This is a genomic window from Chryseobacterium sp. UYP7, assembly GCF_056279225.1.
The window spans coordinates 188977-212450 of record NZ_JBWBQW010000004.1; the positions used below are offsets into that span (position 1 = coordinate 188977).

Annotated in this window: 25 protein-coding genes; 10 read left to right on the top strand and 15 right to left on the bottom strand. The window is 36.9% G+C overall.

Annotated elements, in window-relative coordinates:
• Positions 1 to 58: 58 nt before the first annotated feature.
• From trmD to ACZ9HT_RS10260, 3 genes are all read right to left on the bottom strand, one after another.
• Entirely contained in the window at positions 59 to 733 is a 675-nt protein-coding gene (gene trmD, locus ACZ9HT_RS10250) for a tRNA (guanosine(37)-N1)-methyltransferase TrmD (protein WP_476040391.1), read from the bottom strand.
• On the bottom strand, positions 730 to 1992 hold the full coding sequence (locus ACZ9HT_RS10255) for an NAD(P)/FAD-dependent oxidoreductase (protein WP_476040392.1): 1263 nt from the start codon (positions 1990 to 1992) through the stop codon (positions 730 to 732). The genes trmD and ACZ9HT_RS10255 overlap by 4 nt, the downstream gene beginning before the upstream one ends.
• Positions 1993 to 2081: 89 nt before the next feature.
• Positions 2082 to 2438, bottom strand: a complete 357-nt coding sequence (locus tag ACZ9HT_RS10260) for a T9SS type A sorting domain-containing protein (protein WP_476040393.1) — start codon at positions 2436 to 2438, stop codon at positions 2082 to 2084.
• A gap of 123 nt (positions 2439 to 2561) precedes the next feature.
• Between ACZ9HT_RS10260 and hemB the strand changes: the two genes are divergently transcribed.
• Complete coding sequence (gene hemB / locus ACZ9HT_RS10265) at positions 2562 to 3554, top strand: porphobilinogen synthase (RefSeq protein WP_476040394.1); 993 nt, start codon at positions 2562 to 2564, stop codon at positions 3552 to 3554.
• A gap of 53 nt (positions 3555 to 3607) precedes the next feature.
• Here hemB and ACZ9HT_RS10270 read toward each other — a convergent pair whose 3' ends face one another.
• From ACZ9HT_RS10270 to ACZ9HT_RS10295, 6 genes are all read right to left on the bottom strand, one after another.
• Complete coding sequence (locus tag ACZ9HT_RS10270; protein WP_476040395.1) at positions 3608 to 3901, bottom strand: TM2 domain-containing protein; 294 nt, start codon at positions 3899 to 3901, stop codon at positions 3608 to 3610.
• Positions 3902 to 3959: 58 nt separating this feature from the next.
• Entirely contained in the window at positions 3960 to 4469 is a 510-nt protein-coding gene (locus ACZ9HT_RS10275) for a nitroreductase family protein (protein WP_476040396.1), read from the bottom strand.
• Positions 4470 to 4509: 40 nt separating this feature from the next.
• Positions 4510 to 5148, bottom strand: a complete 639-nt coding sequence (locus tag ACZ9HT_RS10280; RefSeq protein WP_476040397.1) for a DoxX family protein — start codon at positions 5146 to 5148, stop codon at positions 4510 to 4512.
• Positions 5149 to 5220: 72 nt separating this feature from the next.
• Entirely contained in the window at positions 5221 to 5670 is a 450-nt protein-coding gene (locus ACZ9HT_RS10285; RefSeq protein WP_476040398.1) for a hypothetical protein, read from the bottom strand.
• A gap of 83 nt (positions 5671 to 5753) precedes the next feature.
• The gene (rlmB, locus tag ACZ9HT_RS10290) at positions 5754 to 6503 is read right to left on the bottom strand and encodes a 23S rRNA (guanosine(2251)-2'-O)-methyltransferase RlmB (protein WP_476040399.1); all 750 of its coding nucleotides are present in this window, start codon (positions 6501 to 6503) and stop codon (positions 5754 to 5756) included.
• Between the two features lie 84 nt (positions 6504 to 6587).
• Positions 6588 to 7058, bottom strand: coding sequence for a DinB family protein (locus ACZ9HT_RS10295; protein ID WP_476040400.1), 471 nt, complete (start codon positions 7056 to 7058; stop codon positions 6588 to 6590).
• Positions 7059 to 7406: 348 nt separating this feature from the next.
• Between ACZ9HT_RS10295 and ACZ9HT_RS10300 the strand changes: the two genes are divergently transcribed.
• The 9 genes from ACZ9HT_RS10300 to ACZ9HT_RS10340 all read left to right on the top strand — a co-directional run bounded on the left by ACZ9HT_RS10300 (position 7407) and on the right by ACZ9HT_RS10340 (position 16114).
• Positions 7407 to 8411 carry an AAA family ATPase gene (locus ACZ9HT_RS10300; RefSeq protein WP_476040401.1) on the top strand — a complete coding sequence of 335 codons (1005 nt, stop codon included), beginning with the start codon at positions 7407 to 7409 and terminating at the stop codon, positions 8409 to 8411.
• A 72-nt stretch (positions 8412 to 8483) separates the two neighbouring features.
• Positions 8484 to 9347 (top strand): DUF58 domain-containing protein, encoded by an 864-nt coding sequence (locus ACZ9HT_RS10305; RefSeq protein WP_476040402.1) that lies wholly within the window; start codon positions 8484 to 8486, stop codon positions 9345 to 9347.
• Between the two features lie 233 nt (positions 9348 to 9580).
• Positions 9581 to 10477 carry a BatD family protein gene (locus ACZ9HT_RS10310; protein ID WP_476040403.1) on the top strand — a complete coding sequence of 299 codons (897 nt, stop codon included), beginning with the start codon at positions 9581 to 9583 and terminating at the stop codon, positions 10475 to 10477.
• 9 nt (positions 10478 to 10486) lie between these two features.
• Positions 10487 to 11491: a vWA domain-containing protein gene (locus ACZ9HT_RS10315; protein WP_476040404.1), complete on the top strand. Its 1005-nt coding sequence runs from the start codon at positions 10487 to 10489 to the stop codon at positions 11489 to 11491.
• Between the two features lie 204 nt (positions 11492 to 11695).
• Positions 11696 to 12703, top strand: coding sequence for a vWA domain-containing protein (locus ACZ9HT_RS10320; RefSeq protein ID WP_476040405.1), 1008 nt, complete (start codon positions 11696 to 11698; stop codon positions 12701 to 12703).
• Between the two features lie 88 nt (positions 12704 to 12791).
• Entirely contained in the window at positions 12792 to 13526 is a 735-nt protein-coding gene (locus tag ACZ9HT_RS10325) for a tetratricopeptide repeat protein (protein WP_476040406.1), read from the top strand.
• The gene (locus tag ACZ9HT_RS10330) at positions 13526 to 15268 is read left to right on the top strand and encodes a BatD family protein (RefSeq protein ID WP_476040407.1); all 1743 of its coding nucleotides are present in this window, start codon (positions 13526 to 13528) and stop codon (positions 15266 to 15268) included. The genes ACZ9HT_RS10325 and ACZ9HT_RS10330 overlap by 1 nt, the downstream gene beginning before the upstream one ends.
• A gap of 43 nt (positions 15269 to 15311) precedes the next feature.
• Positions 15312 to 15908, top strand: coding sequence for a MarC family protein (locus tag ACZ9HT_RS10335; RefSeq protein WP_476040408.1), 597 nt, complete (start codon positions 15312 to 15314; stop codon positions 15906 to 15908).
• An 11-nt stretch (positions 15909 to 15919) separates the two neighbouring features.
• Positions 15920 to 16114 (top strand): hypothetical protein, encoded by a 195-nt coding sequence (locus ACZ9HT_RS10340; protein WP_476040409.1) that lies wholly within the window; start codon positions 15920 to 15922, stop codon positions 16112 to 16114.
• Between the two features lie 512 nt (positions 16115 to 16626).
• Here ACZ9HT_RS10340 and ACZ9HT_RS10345 read toward each other — a convergent pair.
• The 6 genes from ACZ9HT_RS10345 to ACZ9HT_RS10370 all read right to left on the bottom strand — a co-directional run bounded on the left by ACZ9HT_RS10345 (position 16627) and on the right by ACZ9HT_RS10370 (position 23411).
• Entirely contained in the window at positions 16627 to 17682 is a 1056-nt protein-coding gene (locus ACZ9HT_RS10345; RefSeq protein WP_476040517.1) for a diphosphomevalonate decarboxylase, read from the bottom strand.
• Between the two features lie 94 nt (positions 17683 to 17776).
• Positions 17777 to 19540 carry an AMP-dependent synthetase/ligase gene (locus ACZ9HT_RS10350; protein ID WP_476040410.1) on the bottom strand — a complete coding sequence of 588 codons (1764 nt, stop codon included), beginning with the start codon at positions 19538 to 19540 and terminating at the stop codon, positions 17777 to 17779.
• A 1-nt stretch (position 19541) separates the two neighbouring features.
• Entirely contained in the window at positions 19542 to 20558 is a 1017-nt protein-coding gene (locus ACZ9HT_RS10355; protein WP_476040411.1) for an SDR family NAD(P)-dependent oxidoreductase, read from the bottom strand.
• Between the two features lie 47 nt (positions 20559 to 20605).
• The gene (locus tag ACZ9HT_RS10360) at positions 20606 to 21394 is read right to left on the bottom strand and encodes an alpha/beta fold hydrolase (RefSeq protein ID WP_476040412.1); all 789 of its coding nucleotides are present in this window, start codon (positions 21392 to 21394) and stop codon (positions 20606 to 20608) included.
• A 33-nt stretch (positions 21395 to 21427) separates the two neighbouring features.
• Positions 21428 to 22147, bottom strand: coding sequence for a pyridoxine 5'-phosphate synthase (locus tag ACZ9HT_RS10365; RefSeq protein WP_476040413.1), 720 nt, complete (start codon positions 22145 to 22147; stop codon positions 21428 to 21430).
• 4 nt (positions 22148 to 22151) lie between these two features.
• A complete protein-coding gene (locus ACZ9HT_RS10370) occupies positions 22152 to 23411 on the bottom strand; it encodes a mechanosensitive ion channel family protein (RefSeq protein WP_476040414.1) in 1260 nt (419 codons plus the stop codon).
• Positions 23412 to 23474 lie beyond the last annotated feature (63 nt).

Sequence of the window (23474 nt, forward strand, 5' to 3'; positions counted from 1 at the left end):
AAATTTTCTCCTTTTTGTTTAATGTAAAATTAACAAAAATAATTTATTATGATTGATATTATTCTAAAATATCGGGTCTTTTCTTCTGAGTGATCTTAACGGCTTCATCGTGTAGCCACTCTTCTATTTTTTTGGAGTTGCCGCTGAGCAAAATTTCAGGAACTTTTAATCCCTTATATTCTGAAGGTCGTGTGTAGATTGGCGGGGAGAGAAGATTATCCTGAAAACTGTCTGTCAAAGCGCTTTGCTCATCATTCAAAACTCCTGGCAAAAGTCTGATGATAGAATCCGCGAGAACACAAGCTGCGAGTTCGCCACCTGTTAGAACGTAGTCGCCTATTGAAATTTCTTTTGTAATGTGGAGTTCCCGAACGCGCTGGTCAATACCTTTATAATGCCCGCAAAGAAATATTATATTATTTTTTAGAGAGAGTGTATTGGCGATCTTCTGCGTTAAAGTTTCTCCGTCGGGCGTTAAATAGATCACCTCATCGTAGTCGCGCTTGGATTTTAGATCAGAAATACATTTATCGATAGGTTCAATCAACATCACCATTCCGGCACCGCCTCCGTACGGCTCGTCGTCGACCTGCCGGTGTTTACCCAAACCAAAATCACGCAACTGATGAAAATAAACTTCTGCTAAACCTTTATCTACCGCTCTTTTCAAAATAGAAGTTCTAAAAGGACTTTCCATTAATTCGGGCAAAACACTTATTATATCAATTCTCATTGTTCGGTATCGTTCTTTCTGTTTGGAATAATTATTAAACGAAGCGAAGAATCTTTATTAAAGTAACTCCACATCCAGTTGAAGAAAATAGCGAGCTTATTTCTTACAGAAAGAATAAGCATTAAATGCAGAAACATCCAGAAATACCAGGCTAAAAGACCTTGGAATTTGAAACCGGGCAAATCGACTACAGCTCTGTGTTTACCTATAGTAGCCATGCTGCCCTGATCGTTATACTCATATTCTACCCAATCCTTTTCAGAATCTTTCAGTAAATTTTTGGCTAAATTTTTCCCCTGATTGATGGCAACGTTCGCTACTTGTGGATGCGCATCTGGATATTTTGGAGTTTCCATGTGTGCGATATCTCCAATTGCAAAAATATTTGGGTAACCCTCGACGCGGTTAAAGCGGTCGGTTTTGTATCGGTTTCTTAATACTATTGCAGGATTTAAGCCCTTTATCACATTCCCTGTAACTCCAGCGGCCCAAATAACGTTATTAGAAGGAATAGATTTCCCGCTTTTCATGAACACTCTGTCACCATCGTAATCCGTTACAAATTCGTCTGCCATAAAATTGACACCAAGTTCTTTCAGATATTGCTTGGATTTTTCCTGTGCTTCAGCGCTCATCACACTTAAAGGCATATCTGTGGAACTGATGAGAATGATTTTTAAATCATCAAAATTCATGTGAGGATAATCACGGGGAAGGATATCTTTTTTCATTTCGGAAAACGCACCTGCCAACTCTACGCCGGTCGGTCCGCTTCCCACGATCACAATATTCCAGTTTCCATCGTCTGATCTTCTTTTTTCGATAATTAATTTCTCAAAAGTAGAAAGGACATTATTTCGAATGGCAATTGCCTGTTGCGTATTCTTCATTCCATACGCAAGTTCTTCCATTTTAGGATTTCCGAAGAAATTAGTTTTACATCCTGTTGCAATTACTAATTTATCATAGGTAAATTCGGCTTCATCGGTAACGATCTTATTTTGTTCTGGCAGAATCTCCCGAACCTTTACCATTCGATACTGAATATTGCGGGAACGCTGAAATATTTTTCGGAAAGGAAAAGAAATATTACTCGGCTCAATACGACCGCAAGCAACCTGATAAAAAAGAGGCTGAAACATATGATGGTTCACCTTATCGATGACCAAAACTTTTTTCCGCTTCTTATTAAGTGCTTTTGCCAATTGAAGACCTGCAAATCCACCACCAATAATTATAATTTTCTCCCGTGTTTCCATTACACAAAATTACGGATTTTTTTATAGTTAAAATAGTGTAGAAGGATCTGGAATTGACATAAAAAAATCCTCGCGAAGGAGGATTTTAATTATTGTTTGATGATCTGGGTGACTTTCTGTGTGTTGTCACTCAAAGTATACTTCATGAGATATTTTCCGGGTCGTAATTTATCTAGACGAATTTCGCCAGAGTTCATGTTGACCACATATTCTGCAACCTGCATTCCAAGAATGGAATAAAAAGTCACTGATTTTACTTTTAAATTGCTGTCTTTCGATTTTACAATGATAAAATCTTTTGCCGGATTTGGAAATGCGAGCAATGCGCCATCATCAGATTTCTGAGAAGCTGCAATCGGTTCTCTAACAACAGATTGAGCGGAAACTTTTTCCGAAAAAACTGTTAAACTACCGATAAATATTAAAGAAAATAATAATTTTTTCACCTTATAGCGCTTTACGTTTTATAAATATACCTACAAATGTAAGAATTTCGTATAAATACACAATAGTTTTTTAATAAAACTATAATTAAATTTGCAGCAGTTAAATCAAATACTATTCCAAAAATGATTATCTATTCAAGAAACCGAAGATTACGTACAACTGCTTCTATGAGAGCCTTAGTACAAGAAACTTTTCTTACCACGAACGATTTTGTAATGCCCATTTTCGTAATGGAAGGAACGAATAAACAGGAAGCAATTGCATCGATGCCGGGAATTTTCAGGCGTACTTTAGATCTAACGGTGAAGGAATGTCAGGAATTATTTTCATTAGGAGTAAAAGCAGTTAATTTATACATGAAAGTTTCCGAAGATTTAAAAGATAATCGCGGAACAGAATCGTGGAATAAGAACGGATTAATGCAAAATACTATTAAAGCTATTAAAGATGCTGTCCCAGAAATGATCATCATGCCCGATGTTGCGTTGGATCCCTACTCTATTTATGGTCACGACGGAATTATCACGAACGGCAAAATAGACAACGACGCTACGAATGAAGCTTTGGTAAAAATGTCTGTTTCTCTAGCGGAAGCTGGTGCAGATGTAGTTGCTCCCAGCGATATGATGGATGGCCGCGTTGCTGAGATCCGAACCGGTTTGGAAGAAAATGGTTTTACCGATGTTGGAATTTTAAGTTACGCCGCAAAATATGCGAGTTCTTTTTATGGACCATTCAGAAGTGCTTTAGATTCAGCTCCGGTTGACAATCATGATATTCCGAAAGATAAAAAAACCTATCAAATGGATTTTCATAATTCCCGGGAATCCATTGACGAAGTTTTAAAAGATGTTGCGGAAGGAGCAGATATCATCATGATCAAACCAGGAATGCCTTATCTGGATATTGTTGCAAAAGTTCGCGGTATTATTGATTTACCCATCGCAGTTTATAATGTGAGTGGCGAATATGCAATGTTGAAAGCTGCCGCACAAAACGGCTGGCTCGATAATGACAAAGCGATTATCGAAAGTTTAACATGCATTAAAAGAGCCGGAGCAGATATGATTTTCACCTATGCTGCGAAAGAAGCTGCGATCCTTCTGAATCAGTAAAAAAAAATTGAAATAAAAAAAAGAGCTTCTAATTTTAGAAGCTCTTTTGTTTTTTAGAACCACGCTTTCTTATTCTGTATATAAGTCTGATCGAATTGTTCATCGCTCATGGTCAAATAAATAATGCCTTCAATAATCGGAATTATACTTGCCGCGCCACAAGTACAAATATTTAAAACAATCTGAATTATTCCCTGATTAATGTAACCCAGATAAAATTTGTTTGCGCCAACAATACCTGCAAGTATGCCTAAAAGACCTGCCGCGAGTTTCTTTTCTGAACGGTAATTGTGGTTGTGTGAATTTTGATTTTGCGAAGGACCGCCATTGTAGCCGTAAGTTTCCATGATTTATTTTTTAATATTAGTTTGCAAAATCAGTCGGTGAAAAGGTTGAGACGTTACATTAAACTTTTCCCATGTAAAACAAACCGATGCATTTTTGATTCTCTTCCAAACCAAGAAATTCGTTAAGGTGTTGGATCATTCCGGGTGAACTCCAGTAACAGCCAATATTATTTGCTGTTGCCGTAAGATACATATTTTGAACGCCCATCGATGTTGCCGCGATCTCTTCCCACTCTGGGACCAGTCCGCTAAAGTTTACGGAAATGGTAATAATAATATTTGATTCTGAAATTTTATTAGAAATATCCAGATACTTTTTTTCGAGAAAAGTCTCAGGTTTGGCAGTTGTTTTATAGATTTCTGCAAGCTTTTCTCCCAACTTATTTTTTTCTTCGTTCCGAAAAACCTTTAAACGCCAGGGTTTTGTCTTTTTATGATTCGGAGCAAAATTTGCGGACGATAAAATCTCCGTTAAAACTTCATCCTCAATTTCTTCATCGTTGTAATCTTTGGGGAAAATACTTTTTCTACTTTCTATAATTTTTCTTAAAAGTTCTGCTTCATTCATCCGGCAAAATTACGCATTGTTAAACCATTCGAAATCTAATTTAGAATTGAGATCTCAACACTTTTCTTTGATTTTTATAATTGATGTAATTACTTCCGATAAAAGTGAGCAAGATCAATCCTGTCAAAATTAAAGTCAGTAACCCAGAAGTTTCTCCCATCAATGGATTAAATACTGACAAAAGGAGGAGGCACAAAGTATAAATAATTCCAGCGACCACCCATATTTTATTAGGTTCTGGAAACGATTCAGTTTTTAAATCGTCTTTATAACTAATGATGGGACGTAATTTGTGACGATCCCAAATGAGCAAAATAAAAACTGCAATCATCATTAATGAAGTGATAACCCAGGTTCCGGTAAATGATAGACTTATGGTGATGATCCAGATATTTGTAAGTATTGCAAAAAACATCAAGTTTCCAAGAAGCGCAAACCGTTGCGTCATCAACAATATTCCGGCTGTAATTTGAGCCAGACCCAGAAAATTCCAGTAAAATCCCGATTGGTATAAAGCTTCGAAAAAATATCCAATTGGTGTATCGGTAGAAATGCTCGTAAAACGGTGTCCCATTAATTTAGTCATTCCCGACGGAAAAAAAGCCAGTCCAACCAAATACCGCAGATGAATGATGATCCAGTTATTCAATCTATTTCTCCTTAACTGCTCAAATTTCATAAGACAACATTTAATTAAGGATTGAAAAATTGGAAGTTTTATCTTACTATTTAAAAAATCTCTGTAATAAATTTACATGATCTCCATAATTTCCTGATGGATATTATTAAGGACAAAAGAATCGCCTGGTTTTTTGCCGAACATTATCTTAGCCATGGGACTTTCCTCCGAAATCGCATAAAAACGATCACCTTCAAAGAAAAACTCTCCTAAAGAAACTGAAATATAAAATCTGGCTTTATTCGTGAAAACGAGCGACCCAATATTTACCCGTTCCGAAGGATTATTTAAAACTTTATTTAATTTTTGTCGCAGATCGTGGAGAGAAGCTAATTGCTTTTGCATCTGGTAAATTTCCTCCTGCATTTCTTCGCGCATCGAATCGTATTTGGGCGCTTTCTTAATTTCACGACTGGCTTCAAGCGTGAATTCTAAGAAATTTTTTAGTTTCTCGATCTTTGAGATGATGGTTTCTTTTACATAATCCCGAACATCAGATTTCGAAACTGTCTTATTTAGCATAAACGTCAATTTTTTAATAAATGTAAAAAATATTTTTGAATTGCGTTATCTAGTTTTTAAATGGTGGTGATTTGAAATCAGGATTATAAAACCTCTTTGATCTTCTGACGCATGGCTTCATATAGAATTGCGCCACAAGCAACAGATACATTTAAAGATTCAGTTTTTCCTTCGATCGGAAGTTTTATTTTCTCATCGGAATGATGCAAAACTTCTTTTGATATTCCCGTTTCTTCATTACCCATAACGATGGCGCAAGGTTGCGTGTAATCAACATCGTAATATAATTTCTGTGCTTTTTCAGTAGCTGAAAATACTTGAACGCCTGATTGCTGAAGGAAATCTACGGCGTGCGCCAAATTTTTTTCTTTACAGATCTTTAAGTTGTAGATCGCTCCGGCTGAAGTTTTTATGGCGTCAGAATTAATTGGTGCAGCTCCTTTTTCTGGAAGGATTACCGCGTGAATTCCAACACATTCTGCAGTACGGCAGATCGCACCAAAATTTCTCACATCAGTCAATCGGTCTAAAATAAGGAGGAAAGGCGTTTTTCCAGCTTCGAAAAGTTGAGGTAATACGTCTTCGATTCTTTCAAAAGGAACATCGGAAATAAAAGCGACAACTCCCTGATGGTTTTTTCTGGTGAAACGGTTCAACTTCTCAATAGGAACAAAGTTCGGACGAATCTTATGTTTCGCCAGAAGGTTTTTCAGATCATGGTAAATATCACCTTGCAGGGCGTTTTGTACAAATATCTTGTCGATGGTTTTCCCAGCTTCCAAAGCTTCTATTACGGGTCTTAAACCAAATATAAAATCGTCTTTCTCTTTCAATGTCTTAATTTTTATTTTGAAGCAAATCCAGTTGCTTGTTTACTAATTTCTTCTTCTTTCTTAGCTCTTTTTTGCCTGGCTCTTTTAGAAACTTTCTCCTAAAATTGCTCTTTTCTGAGCCATGGCGTAACCAAAATGCAATGTTTCGTGCATATTATTAAAGATAATGGCATCCTGAATACTTTTTAGATCCAACCCAAAACTTGTGGTATATGGCGTGTAATCTGCAAAGAAATCTGCATCATAATCTTTCATCAGAATTTTTGATGTTTCGGTAAGAAGAAAAGCCAGATCATCTACTTCTGACTGCTGCACATTTAAGTTCGGGAGCGTCCCTTTTTTGTAAGTTTCGATCCAGTACTTATCGATCCGGAATGGATTCCCACTGAGATAGTAACACAAAAGTTGCTGCGTGGCAACGGTATGTGCAATATTCCAGTAGAGATTATTATTGAAACCATCGGGAATGAGCATCAGATCCTTTTGAGAAGTATTTTGAAGAATTTCCAGAAGATTACGTCGGACTTGGCGGTGTGCCTGAAAATGATAATTCATTTTGCAATTTTTAATGCCCCAAAAATAGGTTAATTAACTGAAAAAGACAAAACTACAACAACTCAATTTTTCGGGATAAAGCAGCAACGGTCTTTTTTGTTTTGAATGATATCTAGATTGAAAGCTCAACTTGTAACCAGCCCTGATTGCAACGGTTACCCCGCAGCCAGAAAGGGGAAAAGCACGGGCGCGAGGAGTAGAAGTGGAAAGCAGGTTCCTGGCTCCTAAAACTGCTTTTTGCTCTGATAGAGCCCTGTGTTTTAACAAACTTTAACTTTAGATTGGCATTAATTGTGTTGATTAGTGTGGGTATTTAGTAGAAATTTACACTTTAAATTTTAGAACACTATGTCAGAACTACATCAAGCGGAAGATATCAGACAACTCACGGAAAAAGTAAGAGAGCAGAATTATTTTTTCACCCTCCTAAAACAAGAAATCAACAAAGCAATTATCGGACAGGAATACATGGTAGATCGTTTACTCATCGGTCTTTTGGGGAATGGTCACGTTTTGCTGGAAGGCGTTCCGGGACTGGCGAAAACTTTAGCGATTAAAACTTTGGCAGATGCTGTTGAAGGTGATTTTTCCAGAATTCAGTTTACGCCCGATCTTTTGCCAGCAGATGTAGTGGGAACGCAGATCTACAATATGAAGGATAATGATTTTTCTATTAAACGGGGTCCGATCTTCGCGAATTTTGTTTTGGCAGATGAGATCAATCGTGCACCGTCGAAAGTACAGTCCGCTTTGTTAGAAGCAATGCAGGAAAAGCAAGTAACGATCGGTGATGAAACAATGCCTTTACCGAAACCTTTTTTGGTTCTGGCGACTCAGAATCCTATTGATCAGGAAGGAACCTACCTTTTACCGGAAGCGCAAAGTGACCGTTTTATGATGAAATGTACGATCAGTTATCCCGATTTTGAGGATGAAAGAAAGATCATGAAAATGGTGGCAACATCTCACCAACCGGAGATCAAACCGGTCATTTCTCTACAAAATATTGTTGTGGCAAAGGAACTTATCAATCAAATTTATCTTGACGAGAAAATTGAAAAATATATTCTCGATATGGTTTTTGCCACACGGTTCCCGGAAAATTACGGCTTATCTGAATTGAAAAGCTTGATCAGTTTCGGAGCATCGCCGCGAGCGTCCATCAATCTAGCGATCGCAGGACGAGCAATGGCATTTTTGAAGAATCGTGCTTTCGTAATTCCTGAGGACATCAAAGAAATCGCTAAAGATGTTTTGCGCCACCGGATCGGATTAAGTTTCGAAGCTGAAGCTGAGGAAATTACTTCCGACGATATTGTGGACAAAATTTTAGGAAAAGTTCAGGCGCCTTAAAAAAATTCTAAATTATAGATTATAAATTTTAAATGACTCGAACTCGATCATTTAAAATTTAAAATAGTTAAAATGCAGATCAAAGACATCATCAAAAAAGTAAAGCAGATTGAAATTCGGACAAAGAAAAAGTCCGAAGCTACTTTGATGGGTCAATATCACAGCGCTTTCAAAGGTCAGGGAATGACTTTTTCGGAGGTCCGTCCGTATCAATTTGGAGATGAGATCCGCAGAATCGACTGGAATAAAACCGCGCGTTTCCGCGAACCTTTCGTAAAAGTGATGGAAGAAGAACGCGAACTCACGATGATGCTTCTGGTAGACATTTCAGCGTCTATGGATTATGGTACAAAAACGCAGTTAAAAAGAGAATTCGTGGCAGAGATCGCTGCAAATTTAGGATTTTCGGCCGCAGGAAATAACGATAAAGTGGGTTTGATTTTATTTGCCGATAAAGTGTATAAAGTAATTCCGCCCCAAAAAGGAAGAAAACATATTCTCGCAATCATCAGCACGATCTTAAGCGCGGATTACGTGCCGGCAGAATCGAAAATTCACGTTGCGCTCGAGTACATGATGAATGTTTTCAAAAAAAGATCCATGCTTTTTATGTTTTCCGATTTTGAAGATGCTTATGATGTGAAGATCTTGAGAGTCGCATCCAGAAAACACCAACTTTTAGGAATGCGTATTTTTGATGATAAAGACAACGAGATCCCTGATATTGGCTATACTCTATTTCAGGATGCAGAAACCGGCAAACAAATTTGGGCAAACACGTCGAGTGCCCGATGGCGGTATGAATTTGCAGAAAAACAGAAACAAAAAGTAAAAAACCTGGAAGAGGATATCGAAAATTCATCGGCAAGTTTTATGAACATTAATACCGGTGAAGATTACTCAAAATTCCTCTACCAATATTTTAGAAAGCGGTAAAACAAAGCAACGTCAAAAGAGGATCAACCGGTGGTGATAGAATCGCAGAGGAATTAAGAGAAATCATCAGATAGTAGATTTTAGAAAATAAAATAATTTAAGAATTAATTTTGCAGTCTTTTAAATGATCTATCAGAAATAAAAGCTTTTGTAACTTTTGCGGTCAACAAAATTATTGAGTTTCCTCCTTATTATTAATGCATAAAGCATTCAAAAAAAAAAGAAATTAAGTTTTGAAAAATATATTTTTTATCATTTTCTCCTTTCTCAGCGTCACCCTATTCTCGCAGACATTGGGTTCCAAACTAGACAAACAAACCTTGGCTCTGGGCGAAGTTGGCGTTTTTCGCGTGAGCATCTCCAGTTTACAGGGTAAAGATGTGGTCTCTGCGCCAACGAATGAACTGTTGCCTTTTCATTTTGAGGAAATAAAAGACAGCATCAGCAAACAGGCCGATCATTACGACAGAATCATTGAATTTGCCGTTTTCGAAGAAGGAAATTATACAATCCCAGCTTTAGACTTTCGTATTGGTGGAAAGCTTTTTCATACCATTCCTTATGAAGTTCAGGTCGTTAACACCGCTCAAAAAGACGATAAGATCAACGATATTATGAAAAACAAAGAGGTAAAACTCGATGTTAAGGATTACTGGCAAATGTACAAATGGTATTTTCTCGGAATTCTTATTTTGCTGGCTTTAATATTCGCCATCTATCAAATCATCAAGTACGGAAAGCGACGTAAAAGTTCCCCAGTCGTTATGACGAATCAAACTTTGAAAGATCTGGAGAATTTGAAAAAGAAAAAGTATATCGAAAATGGCGACTACAGATCATTTTATGTAGAACTCATCGATATTTCCCGAAACTTCATCACCAAACAATATCAGATCCCGGCAGATGTTTTGTTAACGGATGATCTGATCGATGTTATGAAACTGAACAATGCCATTTCCCCCGAAAATGAATCAATCGTCGAAGATATTTTCGTACGCGGAGATTTGGTGAAATTTGCTAAAACATTCCCGGATCAAAGCACCATGGAAAAAGATTTTAACGAGATGAAAACCTTTGTAAAAAGATCTTCGAAGGATTTAGAAATGGATCAATTACGAACAGGAGTTTAAATAGAAAACATGGCATTTAATCTTTTTAATTTTGAATTTTACAGTCCGTGGTTTCTGCTGCTCTTTCTGGCAATGATCCCGCTTTTTATTCTGGATCTTCGGAAGAAAAAACGCGCCGGAATAAAAGTTCCCAGCACCCAGAATATGCAGGAAAACAAAGGAATTCTGCTGGTTCTTTTTCTGTTAAAAATTTCAAAATATATTATTCTTACTTGTCTCATTATCGCAATGGCGAGACCTAGGACATTTACCATTTCGCAGGATCAAGACGACAGTAAAGGGATCGATATTATGCTCTCCGTCGATGTTTCATTAAGTATGCTCGCCAAAGATCTGGAGCCAGACCGACTCACTGCGCTGAAAAATATTGCTAAAAAATTCGTAGATAAAAGACCCGGCGACCGTATTGGACTCGTCACCTATTCCGGCGAGGCTTTCACCAAAGTTCCCGTAACTTCGGATCATGCAGTGGTTATCGATGAATTAGAAAATCTGAATCCGCTCGAATTACAGCCCGGAACTGCGATTGGCGAAGGACTTTCCGTAGCCGTAAGTCATTTAAAAAATAGTAAAGCCAAATCTAAGATCATTATTTTAATGACGGATGGTGTGAACACGATCGAAAATGCGATGCCGACTCAAGTTGGCGCCCAGCTTGCAAAAACAAACGGGATCAAAGTTTATTCTATCGGAATTGGAACGAACGGTTACGCTCTTATGCCTACTTCTACAGATATTTTTGGAGATTTGGTTTTCTCTGAAGCGGAGGTTAAAATCGATGAGCCTGTGCTGCGGGAGATCGCAAAAACTACGGGTGGCAAATATTTTAGAGCCACCTCCAATGAAAGTTTAGAGAATGTTTACGATGAAATAAATCAACTCGAAAAGTCCGAACTTAAAACAACCAAACTTTATAATTATCAGGAATATTTTCGGATCTTTCTTTGGATCGCCTTGGGAGTTTTGTTTTTCGATGCTCTTTTGCGGTGGGTTTTTTATAAATTTTTAAGTTAGAAGATTAGAGTACAGGAGCAAGAAGATTTTATTTTCTGCGAAGCATGTTCCCGCTTTTCATTATATCTTTTTCACCCGATCGGAATCGGGAAGAAAAAGGATACCATTGCAATCGGGGCTAGGATTTCAGGAGTTTTGTCTCTCAAAATAAAAAAAATAAAGCGGGAATTTAGAATTAGATTAATAACCGCAACACCATAAAACATGAATTGGTATTTAGGAAATTATTGGTATTTACTTTTGCTGCTGCTTTTGCCGCTGTTCGGAATTATTATGGTTACTTACCTCAAATGGAAAAACCGTAAAAAAAATGCCTTTGCCGAAGCCAGATTTCAGCCTGAACTTTTCGAAAAAAAATCCGGCTTCTCTAAAGTTTTACCATTACTTTATTTATTAGCTGCGTTATTCCTTATTCTTTCTATAGTCGATATTTTAAGCGGAAGCGAAGAAGTAAAAACAAAACAGAAAATGAACAACGTCATTTTTCTCGTCGATGTTTCCAATTCCATGAATGCCCAGGATGTTGAACCCAACCGCTTAGACGAAGCTAAAAACATCATCATTAACACGATGAGTAAAATGAAGAATGATAAAGTGGGAATTGTTGTTTTTGCCGGCGAAGCTACATCCATCATGCCTTTAACAACCGATTTTACAGCCGTAGAAACTTATATTGGTGGCGTAGAAACCAACATTGTAAAATTACAGGGAACAGATTTTTTAGCAGGAATAAAAACGGTTGCTTTTAAATTCAAAGACATCGCAAAAGGCTCCCGAAAAGTGGTGATCTTAAGCGACGGAGAAGATAATGAAGGCAATGAAAAAGCCTCCATCAAACTGGCAAAAAAAGAAGGAATTACCGCAATAACTGTTGGAATCGGTTCCGAAGAAGGAGCGCCGATCCCAGAATATGTGTTCGGACAATTAATGGGTTATAAAACCGACATCAACGGACAAACCGTTATTTCTAAAAGACAGGTCAACGCACTCCAAAATATTGCCTCCGAAACGGGTGGAACTTATGTAGATGGAAATAACTTAGATAATGCAACCTCTCAAATTATCGATGGACTCAATAAAACTTCTACCTCTTCTGAAAGTATCGTGAAATCTCAAAACGCGATTCATTATTATCAATATTTTCTGGGCGTGTCGCTTTTCCTATTTCTCCTCATTTTCTTACTGAATCCCAAAAAGGATTTCAATATTTAACTCATAATCTCCGAATACAGAGGATTTTAACCCAAATTTAACAATATTTCATATCTCTCTTAACATATAAAGAGATAATTTTGCAGTGATGAATTTGAAATTACTTTTTTCTGCTGTTTTGGCAATCTTTTGTTTTACCTTTTTTTCTGCACAGGAAAATTATAATACTCTTGTCTTCAAAGGGAATCAGGATTTCGGTAAACAAAACTACGAATCATCTTCCTCCAAATATTTAGATGCGGTGAAACTGAACGACAAAGATTTCACGGCACATTACAATCTGGGCAATTCCCTCTACAAAAGAAAACTGTACGACGAAGCGAAAGCCGAGTATGAAAAAGCGGAACAGCGTGCATCTTCACTTCCAGACAAAGCTGCGGCATTGTACAACTTAGGAAATTCAAACTTCGAAAAAAACGATACTAAAAAAGCCGCAGAACTATACAAAAAGGCTTTAAAACAAGATCCTTATAATGAGGCGATCCGTAAAAATTACGAAATCGCAATGCTGAAAGAAAAGGAAAAAGAATCGCAGAAAAATCAGAAAAATAAATCCGGCGGTGGTGGCGGTGATCAGGATAATGATCAAAACAAAGGTCAGGATAAAGGAAACACGCCCGATCAACAGGCCGGGAGCGGAATGAAAAATAAAGGAGAAGGCGAGGGCGAAGATCCTAATAAAAACGATAATTCCGGCAAAATGCCGAAAGATCTGGAAAACTCCATTCTGAACCGTGTAGAAAATAAAGAAAGGGAAACCGCAAAACGGATCCTTAACAAAAACTCCTATTCGATGCCACAAAGCAACGAAAAGGACTGGTGATGAAACAAAAAATACCCTACATATTATTTCTCATTTCTGCCATATTCACTTATGGTCAGGTTACTTTGGCAGTTACCGAGGTGAAAGATCCGAAAGTAAATCAGCGTTTTAACCTCACCGTAATCTTAGAAATTAGTGGGGAAAATATGGAGCAGGAAACGCCACTCCGGATGCCTGATCTCTCTAAATTTGATATCATTGGATCGGCTTCTGAACAAAACACTGTGGTTTTAGATGCCAAGAAAGGAGATGTCCTGAACCAAATGGTTTATCAATGGGTTTTGAGTCCGAAACAAACTGGTAAAGTAAAATTTGGATCTGTCCTGGTTACGGTGAACGGAAAAATCTATAAAACCGAGCCGTTCGAAATTAATGTTAGAGAAAACGAAAAAAAATCTGCTCTTGCCGACAACTCAAACAGCAGCAGAAATACGGTTTCTTTGAGTTTAGAACTCCAGAATAATGTTACCTATAAAAATGAACCTGTTGTTGCAGTTCTTCGTGCCTACAGTAAAGATTATGGCAATTTTAGAAAAGTAAGCAATATTCAATTTCCGCATCAGAAAAACGCACGCATCAAAGCAATCAGTCTTTCTAAATCCGAGATTGAAACCAGTGCAGGAATGGCTTCTCAGGTCATTGGAACTTATATGATCTTCCCTAACGAAAGTGGAAATATTGATATTAATCCGGTTTCAGCGATGGTTTCGAATAATTCCAGATCAAATAAAATTTCCTCTAATAAAGTAAGGCTGAGCGTAAAAAAACTTCCCGCCGGAATGCCGCTGAATTTTCAGAATGCAGTGGGTAAATTTGATGTTTCTGTTGCTCAAAATAATATTAGTGAAGTTCCCGAAGTTGAAAAACCAGTGAGTATTAGTTTACGACTTTCCGGGGTAGGAAATTTTGAAACGGTGCATTTGCCTCACATCATGATCTCGCCGAATTATGTTTCTTTCCCGCCTCAAATTACATCGAATATCAATCTTAAAAAAGATGGCCAGTCTGGAGATGTTTTGGTTGATTACGTTATAATTCCCAAGAAAGCGGGTCTTGTTTCTATTAATTTTGAAGATTTTTCTTTCTTCGATCCGAATGGAAAACGATACGTTAATCTTGGTGCAAAATCATTAGTTTTAAATGTGAAAACGCATGAGCAGATCGTAGATGCAAAGAGCACGATCGAGAAAGTAAATGAATACACCAACGTGGTTTTGGAAACTGTAAATACGCCTGTTTTACAAACGCACAACTTAAAAATCAAAGATAAAGAAACCATCAACTGGAAAGTTGTCGCGGGAAATTTGGGCTTAATAATCGCTGTATTCTCATTAGTATTAGTATTTAAAAAGAAAACCAGAAAAAAAACTTTATCACCCGAAACTGCTTCTACAGCTTCAGTATCCATTGCTGAAACTGAGGATTTTCTTCGTAAAAAATTAAGCCATCACTTCGACGAAAATATTGAATATTTAAAAAAGCTGGTAGAAAATAAAGATTACGAAAAGTTCTTTACCGCCTATCAGCATCTAAATAAGGATACCAGAAATTATTTCTCTGTGGAAAATGAATCTGAATTCAAAAAGTATCTGGAAGTAAACAAAGGCGCAACAATCGCTGATTCCTACAGATCTCTGTCCGAAAATATTCAGATCGAGACGTATGCACCCTTTCACACCGACGAACATATTGAGTCGCTTTTACAATCCATTATCACTTTGTACGGCGAAATTGTAAAATAATCAATTTATTTTTATATTTTTGCGAAATTAATAATTTCACCTCATGTTTGAATATTTTTCCCTTAAAGAAACATTAACCGCAACAATGGTTTTGTTTGCAGTAATCGATATTGTAGGCTCTATTCCTATTATTGTGGGTTTAAAAAAGAAGTTTGGGAAAATTGAAGCAGAACGCGCTTCGGTTGTGGCTGGACTTTTAATGATCTGTTTCCTTTTTATCGGAAATAATATATTGAAATTAATCGGTGTTGATGTTAACTCCTTTGCGATCGCCGGAGCTTTCGTTATTTTTATCATTGCTTTAGAAATGATTTTGGGAATAGAAATTCAGAAGAATACAGAAGCAAAGTCTGCCTCCATCGTACCCATCGCCTTTCCGTTAATTGCCGGTGCCGGAACATTAACAACAACGCTCTCTTTACGTGCGGAATATCATGATATCAATATTATTTGCGGTATTATTCTGAATACAATTTTCGTATATTTGGTGCTTAGATCGTCGAACTGGCTCGAAAACAAATTAGGGGACGGAACGCTTCAGGTTTTACAGAAAGTTTTCGGAATTGTATTACTGGCGATCTCTATTAAGTTGTTTACAGCGAATTTCGCTCAACTTTTCTCTACTTATGTTAAATTTTAAATTCAATAAAAATGCAACTCTTTTATAAAATATTCTTAGCACTTTTCGTAATATTCATCGGTTTTAATCTGTACGTAATGGATTGGGATTTAGGATTTTGGGATGAAGAAAACGCAAAATTTATTTTGTCAATGTCTGCAGGAATTTTAGGAATTATGGTGCTTTTCGTGCTTAATACTATGAGTAAGCTGGCTGTTAAAAAATAGTTTTCCTGTCTATAAGACGATAACTTTTTTCTGTGTACTTTCTTTTAAAACTACGACAATAGATATATAATTGGCTAAAATTTTTATGTTGGATATTCTTGGTTGTTAATTGCGAATCAATTCTAAGAATACAAATTACTTGTTCTCCACTGTAATTAGTTTTAATATTGATTGATTTTATATGATTCCAAGAAATTATCTTAGTGTCAATAAATTTAATTCCATTTTTGTCTAATTTTATTATGGGAAATAATGAACTCAAAATAAATTTAATTGAAAATCCGAAGATATAAACTGCAAGCACAACCATTGCCATAAAGATTCCAATATGGTCCTTTGAATAATTTGATATTTTGGAGAGTATTGCTATGAACATTATTGAAAGAAGCAATAAACCAAAATGGTGACTACTTTCTCTAAAAACCTTTTTGGTAGGAATTTTCTTTAAAACTCCAAATTTTTGAAATCTTTCAGATTTTCTTGATAGATTTTTTCTCTGAGAAAATTTCATCCTAAAACCTCATCACATCTTTTACAACGCCATTATTTTGGGTGTGCTGTATTAATTCTTTGATGATAAATTCCTTGATCTTATCTTCACCCTTATTGCGTGGGAAAAGCAAATGCACATTTGCTCCGGCGTCCAGCGTAAAGAATAGCGGTAAATCTGTCTCTTTTCTAAATTCCCAGATTTTATTAATTACGGCTAAAGTTCCGGTTTTCATTAAGATAAAGGCAGGTTCGCTCATCATCATCATGGCGTGCAACGTTAAAGCTTCATGTTCTACCAACTGAATAAAACGCTTCATATCGCCGTTTTTTAAAATTCCTTTTAAAGCTGAAAAACTTTCGTGCGCTTCCTGAAACCTTCGGTCGGCATAAGGATTTGTATTCATTAAACTATGTCCGACCGTTGAACTCACCGATTTTTCACCTTCATGGATCAACAAGACCCAATCGTTAAAATTTTTAAATATGGAATGAATTTCTTTCGGAGGATATGGAACTGCAAAAAGATCAGAGCTGTTCGCAACCTCTTTGGTTTCTCCCCAAACGATCAATCCATAGTACAGACTTCTGCATGCACTGCCACTCCCTAATCTGGCAAGAAAACTGGCTTTCTTTAATTTAAAATCACGATCAGACCTGCCGGAAAAAATATCATCCAACTCCATTAAACATTTTGCAATTGCACCAAAACCTGAAGCCGAACTTGCGATTCCGGAACTGTGTGGAAAAGTATTTTCAGTTTTAATACTATATTTTCCTTTGAGAATCCAGGGTAAATATCGCTCGATATTTTTAAAATATTTCTCGATCTTCTCCGCGAATTTCCCTTCTTCTTTGCCACCCAGGAAAGTTTGGACAGAGAACTTCTTGTCTGCAATAAACTCTATTTCTGTGTTCGTCTTGCACTGACTTAAGGTATAACTGATGCTTGGATTTGCAGGAATCTGGTCTTCATATTTTCCCCAATATTTGATCAATGCAATGTTTGAAGGACAGGATTCTGAAACCTTACTGCTTGAAATTTTATAATAATCTGAGCCAAAAAATTCTTCCATAATCAATATCTCGCGGTGTCGCCGCTCTGTTAAAATAATTAGTATTTGTACCGAAATCGGGCGTTCACCACCTCTTCACTAAAACATAAATAATATCTTAATGTAAATACATTTTTTCGATCTGTGCCTCGTATTTTTTCAGAACAACGTTGCGTTTCACTTTTAAGGTCGGCGTAATTTCTCCATTACCAATCTCGAATTCCGAAGGCATCAAAATAAATTTCTTCACCTTCTCGAATGCCGTAAGATCTTTCTGAATTTCTTCAATTTTTTCTCGATAGAATTCTCTTACTTTTTCTGAATTTACAATTTCTTCCCAACTGGTAAATGGAATATTCATCTTCTCTAACTGCTCTATCAAAGCCTCGAAATTAGGTATTATAACTCCAGTAACAAAAGGTTTTCCTTCTGCCACGATCATGGCCTGATTGATAAAATTGTTGTTAGAAAGTAAATTTTCAATCGGTTGCGGCGCAATGTATTTTCCATTGGAAGTTTTCATTAAATCCTTGATCCGATCGGTAATAAATAGATTTCCATTTGCATCGAACTTTCCTGCATCACCGGTTTTGAACCAGCCATCTTCTGTAAAAACTTCTGCCGTTTCTGTAGGTTTTTTATAATAACCTTTCATTATTCCGCTTCCTTTTGCAAGAATCTCATCGTTCTCCCCGATTTTTATTTTTGTATCGCCTAATGGAATTCCGGCCGAGCCATGTTCAAAATGATGAAAAGGAAAAGCCGTTAAAGTAGCCGTTGTTTCCGTCAATCCGTAACCAACTGTGACATGAATTCCCAAAGCCTCAAAAAACTGAGTAACTTCTGCAGAAACTGAAGCGCCGCCACAAGGCATAAACCAGAGCTTGCCACCCATTTTATTTTTAATCTTATTAAAAACCAAAGCGCCGGCGATCTTATTTTTCAGTTGTAATGAAAAAGGAACGGATTTATTTAGTCTGCGTAATTCAGCAACTTCACTTCCGCTTTTAATCGCCCAGTTAAAAATTTTCTTTTTGGTCTCGGAACTGTTCTTCGCCATTTCATGAACTCCGGCATAAATTTTCTGGTAGAATCTCGGAACCGCACACATTAAAGTTGGTTTCACTTCAGTTAAAGCGTTTGCGATGAGTTTTGTATTTTCTAAAAAATAAACTTTCGCGCCACCGTGCAATACAAGTAAAGTCCAGCAACGTTCGAAAACATGGGTCAAAGGTAAAAATGCAAGTGAGGTCTCCTGCTCAAAATTCTTAAATTTGAAAAAATCAAAGTGAGCCTCGAAAGATTTAAGGAAGTTTCCGTGAGACAACATAACGCCTTTGGGAACTCCGGTCGTACCCGAAGTATAAATAATGGTCGCTAAATCATCGTCTTCTTTGGCGACAATATTAAACTTCTCCGCAGTTGACTTGATGAAATCTTCAAAATACTGGCTGCGATCCTTCTGGATCCAAATGGATTTCTTTGTAACGACGATATGCTTTAAAAAAGAACTGCTTTCTAAAATTTTGTAAGAAGCATCGTACTGTTCCTGATTACCCACCAAGATTATTTTACATTCCGATTCATTCAGAATATATGCTGCCTGTTCCTGATTATTCGTGGAATAGATCGGTACGGTTACAGCACCCAAAGCTAAGATCGCTAAATCAAAAACGATCCATTCTGCAGAATTATCGGAATAAATTGCCACTTTATCATGTTCGGAAACTCCGGCTTCCTGCAAAGCATTGGCTGTTTTAAAAACCATTCTTCGGAAATCTGCCCAGTGAATTTCTTTCCAGCTTTCCTTCTTTTTAAAACCCACTGCAGGTTTTGAAGGAAATTTCTCGGCGTTTGTGTTTAAAAATTCTGCAATATTCATATTAATTATGGGACTTCTTTTGGTCTGAAATATAATTTTTTAAATGAAAATCAACGCTTTCATTAACTGGAATAAAAGTATAGTTCAATCTTTCCTTAATTTTTTTATTAGAAACAATGTTATGCGAAGTTACGGCTTCAATATTGACTTTATTCAACATTCTTAACGGTCGAATGAACCAGCCAAATAAGACATTTAAAACATAGCCAAAATTCAAAAGTGATTTTGAGATGATCTTCGACTTCGATTTACCTAATTTCTGCCGGATCAAATTGGCCATATCCACCACCTTTCTATTTTCTGCAATTACAATAAATCTTTCGTTGAAAATATTTTCGTCCATCAAAGTGATCGCGATATTAGCGACATCCCGAACATCAACGTAATTGGAACTACCGCTCATTGCGTACGGATATTTCTCGAACGTGCCGAAAATCTCTCCACTACTCGCCTGCCAGTTTCCGCTGCCGATGATAACTCCAGGGTTAATGATGACGGTGTTTAAACCTTCTGCAGAAGCGCGCCAAACTTCCATTTCTGAAAAATGTTTGGATTTCGCATATCCGGAATGATGAATTTTTGAGTTGTAATTGGAGTCTTCGGTCATTTCTCCGTTTTCATCAACACCATCTAAAACTGCAATGGAACTCACGAAACAGAATTTTTTTACGGTCGCATTCTCACAGGCATAAAGTACGTTTCTTGTTCCCTCGATGTTAGAATGATACATTGCCTTTCGGTCATCGGGATGAAAACTTACTTTTGCAGCGCAATGATAAACTTCTTCTATATTCTTCACGGCCTTTTGCAATGATTTTAGATCTTCGAAATCGACTTCAACCCACTCTATTTTATCAAAAAGTTCTGCCGGATTTTCTGTATAAAAATGAAAAGACTGTTTAACCTCCTCTAAATTGCTGGATCTTCTTCTGGTAGCGCGCACTTTTTTACCGCGTTTCAGTAATTCTAAAACGATGACTCTTCCGAGAATTCCTGTTGCGCCAGTAACTAAAACCATTATTTATAGGTAAGATTTGAGGTATAAACTTTTAATAGTACTCTTCTTTATTTAACATCCTGATCTGAAAGAAAATCTTTGACCACTTTGTTAAAATCTTTCGGATTTTCTGCCTGAACCCAATGTCCCGCATTTTTTATAGTGACAACCGAAGCGTTTGGAAACTGCTGCTTTATTTGAAATTCATCCTGCGGCAGAATATAATGCGATTTCTCCCCGGAAATAAATAAAGTTTTTCCGGTGAAAACTCCAAATTTTATAGCATTTGAGACAAATTCAGCATATTTTTCTGAAAGTGTTTTCAGGTTAAAACGCCAGGTGAGTTTTTTGTCATCGGTCCAGTAGAGGCTTTTTGCGAGAAACTGAATGACTGATCTTTCCGGAATATACTGTTCCAAAATTTCTTCCGCCTGTTGACGGGTCGTTATTGTGTCTAAATCTACACTTTGCAGCGCTTTCAAAATTCCCTGATGATGCGGTGGATAAGCCTTAGGAGAAATATCTACGACAATGAGCTTTTCAACTCTTAAAGGATATTTGATGGCAAACTGCATTACGGCTTTTCCACCAAGAGAATGCCCCAATAAATTGCTCTTCTGCAACCCATGAGCTTCCATGTAATGTAAAATATCGTGAGCCAGATCGTCATGCGACATTTCCGGAGAGTGAAAACTTTTACCGTGATTTCTTAAATCGATTAAATGAACGGGATAAAATTCGCTCATTTCTTTTCCGAAACTGCCCCAGTTATCGAGCATCCCAAACAAACCGTGAAATACCAGAAGTGGAACTCCTGCTTTTTCTGAGCCGTAAATTTTTGAGTGTAGAATTTTCATCAATAGTTATTTTTAAGAATCAAATTTATCCGATTACCATTTCGCCAACCGCTTTAAATAGGCTTGAACGGTATTTTCCATACCCATATACAATGCTTCGGAAATAAGTGCGTGACCGATAGAAACCTCCATCAAATTCGGAATATTATCAGCAAAATATTTTAGATTTTCTAAACTTAGGTCATGTCCTGCGTTTACGCCTAATCCATGTTTCTCTGCTTCCAGAGCTGTTTCAATATAAGATTTAATCGCTTCTTCTTTATTTTTTGAATAATTAGTAGCGTATGCTTCTGTATATAATTCAATTCTGTCGGCGCCGGTTTCTTTTGCATATTTGACCATTTCAGGATCTGGATCTAAAAAAACTGAAGTACGAATTCCGGCATTTTTGAATTCAGAAATCACATTTTTCAGAAACCCTAAATGTTCCTTACAATCCCAGCCTGCATTAGAGGTTATCGCATCATTTGCATCGGGAACCAAAGTCACCTGTTCGGGTTTAATTTCTAAAACCATATCGATAAAAGAACGGTGCGGGTTTCCTTCAATATTAAATTCGGTGTGAACCAAAGGCTTTAAATCGTAAACATCTTTTCTCGTGATATGTCTCTCATCGGGTCTCGGATGAATCGTGATTCCCTGAGCGCCAAATTCCTGCAATTTTATCGCAGCTTCGGTCACACTCGGCAATTCCCCGCCTCTTGCGTTGCGAAGAGTGGCTATTTTATTAATATTTACACTGAGTTTTGTCATTTTCTTACATTTTATTGAACTGCATAATTTCTAAATCAAATTCTTTGGAAGCTACCAAAAGGTGATCAAAAATATCTGCTAGAATAACCTCGTATTTTTCCCAAACCGAATCGTTCGTGAAACAGTAAATTTCTAAAGGCATGCCGTGTGGTGTATTTTCCATCTGACGAACCATTACTGTTCCGTCCTGATCAATGTGCTCACTCCTTTTAAGATAATTGAAAGCATATTCCCTAAAAACCCCAATATTCGTGAGCTGTCTTCCATTGATGACAAGTTCCGAATTTTCAATCGTTTCTCTTTCTTTAATAATTTCCTCTTTCTTTTCGTTTAAATAATCCTTGATCAAGTTGATCTTCGCCAGTCGGTTGACTTCTTCTAAATTCAAAAATTTAAAGGAATTAATGTTAAAGATAATAGAACGTTTGATCCGTCGCGTATTACTTTCCGACATTACCTGCAGATTTTTAATTTCTGTAGTTAGTAAATCGTAGGTCGGAATCGTAGAAATGGTTTTATCGAAATTCTGAATTTTAGTCGTTAAAAGATTAAGGTCTTCAATAGTTCCCTCCAAATTATATTTCGGAATACCGATCCAGTCACCAACCTTTAAATTTTTAGAAGTCGCCACGTGGATTCCAGTAACAAATCCCAGAATTGTATCCCGGAAAACCAATACCATAACAGCCGTAATCGCTCCTAAACTACCAACGATGGCAGAACCGCTGATCCCAAAAACGACACATATCGCAATAACCGAGGAAACAAAAATTCCAAATATTTTTACCGTTTGCGAAACGGCATTCAGGGCGATTATTTTATAGTAATCCTGTTTGATGATGAAATAATTCCGGAAGGCATTTAAAGCGCGATAAAGCATTCCTGCAACGACCAGAACAATTGTTAAACTGATCATTCTCTCCAGAAAAATAAAACTCTTCGGATGACGGTAAAAAATAGAGAATAAGGCAAAACTACCGAACAAAAGCGCAATAAGGTGCGAAAAGGAATTGGTAATTCTGGATTGATAAATGGATTTTAAAACCGGAAATTTATCGTTGTCGTAAAACAGTTTAAAAATCGTGTTGATGAGCAATTTCATAAGGAAATCTACCAGATAAATAATTGCCACAAACAGGGCAAATTTCAACAGGATCTGTACGAGCAAAATCCAGTTATCGGGAATATAATCTTTCGCAAAAAAGTGAATCATATCACTAATGGTTTGCAAAAAATCTTTGGTGCCTTTCAGTTCATTATTCATTAGCGCAAAATTAAGAATTTCAAATTGATACTCCTAAGATTAGATCACTAAAATTCTGCACTA

Excerpts from the sequence above, each read along its gene's own strand:
- ACZ9HT_RS10360 (WP_476040412.1), bottom strand. The coding sequence starts at position 21,394 with ATGAAAATTCTACACTCAAAAATTTACGGCTCAGAAAAAGCAGGAGTT.
- ACZ9HT_RS10355 (WP_476040411.1), bottom strand. The coding sequence starts at position 20,558 with ATGGTTTTAGTTACTGGCGCAACAGGAATTCTCGGAAGAGTCATCGTT.
- ACZ9HT_RS10340 (WP_476040409.1), top strand. The coding sequence starts at position 15,920 with ATGCAACTCTTTTATAAAATATTCTTAGCACTTTTCGTAATATTCATC.
- ACZ9HT_RS10330 (WP_476040407.1), top strand. The coding sequence starts at position 13,526 with ATGAAACAAAAAATACCCTACATATTATTTCTCATTTCTGCCATATTC.
- ACZ9HT_RS10270 (WP_476040395.1), bottom strand. The coding sequence starts at position 3,901 with ATGGAAACTTACGGCTACAATGGCGGTCCTTCGCAAAATCAAAATTCA.
- ACZ9HT_RS10350 (WP_476040410.1), bottom strand. The coding sequence starts at position 19,540 with ATGAATATTGCAGAATTTTTAAACACAAACGCCGAGAAATTTCCTTCA.
- ACZ9HT_RS10255 (WP_476040392.1), bottom strand. The coding sequence starts at position 1,992 with ATGGAAACACGGGAGAAAATTATAATTATTGGTGGTGGATTTGCAGGT.
- hemB (WP_476040394.1), top strand. The coding sequence starts at position 2,562 with ATGATTATCTATTCAAGAAACCGAAGATTACGTACAACTGCTTCTATG.
- ACZ9HT_RS10365 (WP_476040413.1), bottom strand. The coding sequence starts at position 22,147 with ATGACAAAACTCAGTGTAAATATTAATAAAATAGCCACTCTTCGCAAC.
- ACZ9HT_RS10275 (WP_476040396.1), bottom strand. The coding sequence starts at position 4,469 with ATGAATGAAGCAGAACTTTTAAGAAAAATTATAGAAAGTAGAAAAAGT.
- ACZ9HT_RS10285 (WP_476040398.1), bottom strand. The coding sequence starts at position 5,670 with ATGCTAAATAAGACAGTTTCGAAATCTGATGTTCGGGATTATGTAAAA.
- ACZ9HT_RS10370 (WP_476040414.1), bottom strand. The coding sequence starts at position 23,411 with ATGAATAATGAACTGAAAGGCACCAAAGATTTTTTGCAAACCATTAGT.
- ACZ9HT_RS10305 (WP_476040402.1), top strand. The coding sequence starts at position 8,484 with ATGCAGATCAAAGACATCATCAAAAAAGTAAAGCAGATTGAAATTCGG.
- ACZ9HT_RS10315 (WP_476040404.1), top strand. The coding sequence starts at position 10,487 with ATGGCATTTAATCTTTTTAATTTTGAATTTTACAGTCCGTGGTTTCTG.
- ACZ9HT_RS10320 (WP_476040405.1), top strand. The coding sequence starts at position 11,696 with ATGAATTGGTATTTAGGAAATTATTGGTATTTACTTTTGCTGCTGCTT.
- ACZ9HT_RS10335 (WP_476040408.1), top strand. The coding sequence starts at position 15,312 with ATGTTTGAATATTTTTCCCTTAAAGAAACATTAACCGCAACAATGGTT.
- trmD (WP_476040391.1), bottom strand. The coding sequence starts at position 733 with ATGAGAATTGATATAATAAGTGTTTTGCCCGAATTAATGGAAAGTCCT.
- ACZ9HT_RS10325 (WP_476040406.1), top strand. The coding sequence starts at position 12,792 with ATGAATTTGAAATTACTTTTTTCTGCTGTTTTGGCAATCTTTTGTTTT.
- ACZ9HT_RS10300 (WP_476040401.1), top strand. The coding sequence starts at position 7,407 with ATGTCAGAACTACATCAAGCGGAAGATATCAGACAACTCACGGAAAAA.
- ACZ9HT_RS10280 (WP_476040397.1), bottom strand. The coding sequence starts at position 5,148 with ATGAAATTTGAGCAGTTAAGGAGAAATAGATTGAATAACTGGATCATC.
- ACZ9HT_RS10295 (WP_476040400.1), bottom strand. The coding sequence starts at position 7,058 with ATGAATTATCATTTTCAGGCACACCGCCAAGTCCGACGTAATCTTCTG.